2 protein-coding genes, 1 tRNA gene and 1 pseudogene are annotated in these 4,089 nt (G+C 36.3%); 3 read left to right on the top strand and 1 reads right to left on the bottom strand.

The window, feature by feature from the left end; all coding sequences use genetic code 11:
* The first annotated feature begins 947 nt into the window (after positions 1-947).
* From M983_RS10070 to M983_RS17085, 3 genes and pseudogenes are all read left to right on the top strand, one after another.
* Positions 948-1,032: transfer RNA gene (locus M983_RS10070), tRNA-Leu, on the top strand.
* A gap of 188 nt (positions 1,033-1,220) precedes the next feature.
* A complete protein-coding gene (locus tag M983_RS10075; protein ID WP_066749972.1) occupies positions 1,221-2,477 on the top strand; it encodes a tyrosine-type recombinase/integrase in 1,257 nt (418 codons plus the stop codon).
* A 94-nt stretch (positions 2,478-2,571) separates the two neighbouring features.
* A pseudogene (locus M983_RS17085) lies at positions 2,572-3,100 on the top strand (efflux RND transporter permease subunit); the annotation flags it as partial.
* A 523-nt stretch (positions 3,101-3,623) separates the two neighbouring features.
* Here the strand turns inward: M983_RS17085 and M983_RS17560 are convergent.
* On the bottom strand, positions 3,624-4,089 hold a 466-nt coding region (locus M983_RS17560; protein ID WP_167348680.1), incomplete at its 5' end, for a hypothetical protein.

The following is a 4,089-nucleotide window of genomic DNA, read 5'->3' on the forward strand; positions in this document are numbered from 1 at the left end:
AATTCTACCTTATATTTATATCATTATTATATTAATAAACTACAAATATATTTACCACGATTTTATTTCCTATATTAATCTTTCATGATGTTTGTTAGCACATTAAGATAAATTAATTATTTAATGTAAAGAAAGTACCTATATGTGACATATTTTGTAATGATTTAATCATTGAAGGATGTATGAATTATATTTATTATAACTTCACTTTAAATTATATCATTTTTTAGTCAGTTTATTTAAATGTTGATTATTCATTAAAGTGATAATCAATAGTATAAAGTTTTTAATAAAATATGTCGTGTTATAAATATAATTTTTAATAACTACATTATTATAAACATTCATTTATCAATAGGTTATGGTTTTATGTTTTTTAGCTTTGGTGAAGGTGAAAAATATTATTAAAATCAGTACTAGGGGAAAAAAGGGCAGCGACCATAAAAATAATCTACAGTCATTAAAATAATATTAAGCCCAGTAGCTTTATAGGATCAAAATATTAACCCAAATTTTGATCCTTTTTTTTATATATCAATATATAAAAATCTATATCACTATCTTATTTTTATGTTAATGATAATAAATATCAGTAAAGTAATAAAAAATTCAATAGGATAATAATTTTTAATTAAATGATAATAGAAAATAAATATTAAATGTAACACTATATAAAAATAATAGGATAGAAATAGGTATCATAGGATTCATCAAAGTAGGAAAAATACATCAATGTAATCAGTTTGATTTATAGAAAAAACAATTTATTTTTATAATTTAGGTTTTTATTATCACACTATCATTTATCTGCTTATTCTAGGCTCAATTTTTAGCTAACTCTACATGCTAAATGCATTTTTTTTCGCCAATCAGACTGAAAATCAACGAAAATTGTTGCGAGGTTAGCTTACGCAAGTATAATGAGCAGGTTTTCCAAACACTTCAGTGCCGGAGTGGCGAAATTGGTAGACGCAGTTGATTCAAAATCAACCGCCTTCGGGTGTGCCGGTTCGAGTCCGGCCTTCGGCACCATAAGAACATCAAGAGACGTCAACCGACGTCTTTTTTTGTATCTGAAATCCCAGTTTTACAAGGCTTTTCCCCACTTTTCAGTCTTCCCAAGTATACTAAGGTCAAACCACATCAAGTACCTGCTGTTGGTATATGTGTTGGTATCTCTCGATTCGATAATAGTTTGTACCAACAGAAGGAGATAAATCATGGCTCTTACTGATGCTAAAGTCAGGGCTGCCAAGCCTTTGGATAAATCGTATAAATTGACCGATGGTGATGGTATGCACTTGATGGTACATACCAACGGCTCAAAATATTGGCGTTTACAGTATCGTTTTGGTGGTAAGCAAAAAATGTTAGCTCTGGGTGTTTACCCTGATATTTCACTCGCAGAAGCCAGAGAGAAAAGAGATGCCGCCAGAAAGTTAATTGCTAATGGTTTTGATCCAAGTGAAAAACGCAAAGAAGTGAAAGAAGAGCAGCAAAAAGAATTTAATACATTCGAGAAGGTTGCACGTGATTGGCATGCAACCAATAAGAAATGGTCGGAAGGGCATAGCCATAGAGTCCTCAAAAGCCTTGAGGACAATATCTTTGCGGCTATTGGTAAACGCAATATTACCGAACTAAAAACTCGTGATCTACTCGAACCTATTAAAGCGGTAGAGATGTCTGGACGTCTTGAGGTCGCTGCACGTTTACAACAACGTGTGACAGCTATTATGCGTTATGCCGTACAAAGCGGTTTAATCGACTATAACCCTGCACAAGATATGGCTGGTGCAGTTGCGACAGGCAAACGAGTTCATAGAGCGGCATTAGAGCTTAAACGCCTACCTGAGTTCTTACAACGCATCGATGATTATAAGGGAAGACCTTTAACTAAACTTGCAGTCAAACTTACCTTGTTAGTCTTCATTCGTTCCAGTGAGCTGCGCTTTGCTCGTTGGGATGAAATCGATTTTGAAAATGCCATGTGGACGATCCCTGCGGAACGCGAAGCGATAGAAGGGGTTAAACACTCACATCGTGGATCAAAAATGCGCACTACCCATTTAGTACCTTTAAGCCGACAAGCTATTGAGATCTTAAAGCATATCTATCAATTCAGCGGTAATCACGAACTGATCTTTATCGGTGATCATAATCCAAGAAAGCCAATGAGTGAAAACACGGTAAACAATGCATTACGTGTAATGGGTTATGACACTAAGACGGAAGTGTGTGGGCATGGTTTCAGAACGATGGCATGTAGTTCGTTGATTGAGTCAGGACTGTGGTCGAAGGATGCGGTAGAACGACAAATGAGCCACCAAGAACGTAATTCAGTAAGGGCCGCTTATATTCATAAAGCAGAACATATTGAGGAACGGCGGCTGATGGTGCAATGGTGGGCGGATTATTTGGATGCGAATAGGGAGAGGGGTATTTCACCGTTTAGTTTTGCGAGAGCCTGTAGATAATTTTGTGTAAGTTCCTCATGTACTATTTACAAGTGATCATTGATCCGACCATCGAAGTGGATCATAAACCAGTTCATTGCTGAACGCCAATTTTGGGCTATCCGTTAATGGACTTGTAAGTGTACCAAATTCGGCGCTGCTTTTTGCTATGTTAAAACCTTTTGATGAGCGAAATAATGCCTTATTGTCAGCAAACTCGATTGCTACAAGCTTAATGGGTAAATTTAGCCAAATTCAGGATGGTTTTGTTGGCATATTTCCGCCTCCTCCTGTCCCTGGTTTGGGAGCTATGGGAGGGTTTAAATTACAGTTAGAAGATAGAGCAGGTTTGGGATTTAATGAGCTCTCTAAAGTGCAGGGGAAGATTGTTAAAAAAAGCAATACAGTACCCTGAACTAGCAGGTGTAATGGCCTCTTTCCAAACAAATGCACCTCAGATAGAAGTTGACATTGATCGTGTAAAAGTAAAATCACAAGGCGTATCACTAACAGATATATTTAATATATTACAAGTAGAGCTTGGTTCTTTCTATGTAAATGATTTTAATCGATTTGGCCGCACATATAAGGTTATTGTACAAGCAGATTCTCCTTTTAACATGCAACTAGAGGATATGCACTTGTATTTTTACTTCTCAGGCCAGATAAGGCGCGGTTAAGAGCCTATCATGCAACTGCATAAAAAACACTCCATAAAGCGGGCAGGCGTGGCGGGGCTACGAGCATGCGCGAAGAGGTAAAAAACCAATGGAATTTGACAGAATGTTACTTATCGGTTTTCGGCGCAATAGACCTCGTCCCATAGGGGGATTAAAGGGGGCAGGGGCTTAATCAGCCTTGTGTAAGAAGAATGGTTTGAAGCAGATACGGGCTAAAAATACGTTTAAGCATTACTGAGGTATTTGATTAACTAATGAAGATAAAAATCTTCATTCAACTGAAAGGGGCGCCAGTGTCTATTACTTGCTTAGTCTTTGATTTCACAATTTTTGCGAGGTATGCCACGACAAACAGTGTAGTGTGTGCGAACTTCCGCCATCTTCAAGCACAAGTGAACTCATGCAATTGGATGAGACAGTATATGAAATCCCTGCCGCCGGTCGGGGACCGTAAATCCATTCGTCGTGGCAAAAAAAACTTACAACATCAATAAGCATTAAGCAATTCTTTTTTCTCTAAAAATAAGCGTAGATCAAAGTTATCCCATTGTACGAACCAATAGCCCTGCGTAAGTGCATCCCATCCGATATTAATTTCAGCAGCAGATGGTTGTCTGTTAAGCTGAAACTTCACAACTTCAGCCGTTAATGACCTCCTTTTTCTTTCCTCAATAAATGGGCAATTTATTATATCAAGTAACAAATAAAACTTGAAGGAGTCAACCTTTATATCCGTAACATTCCCTAAAATCAATTTAACATATTTAAACATCTTTGTTTTTAAACTATTAAAATGAGGGTCATGGGCTGTAAAATAGAACAAACATATTATTTCAAAATAACTAAAATCATTACGTCTATCTATATTATAGATTTTACCTAAAAAATCCCGTGTTAAATTATAATCCTCACCAAGTAACTTTAGTGCTATTAACAAATTTAAGTTCTCAAGA

Source organism: Proteus myxofaciens ATCC 19692 (assembly GCF_001654855.1).
Taxonomy (GTDB): domain Bacteria; phylum Pseudomonadota; class Gammaproteobacteria; order Enterobacterales; family Enterobacteriaceae; genus Proteus; species Proteus myxofaciens.

What these genes read in the sequence shown, in the direction of transcription:
- M983_RS10075 (WP_066749972.1), top strand. Translation starts at nt 1,221, where the DNA reads ATGGCTCTTACTGATGCTAAAGTCAGGGCTGCCAAGCCTTTGGATAAA.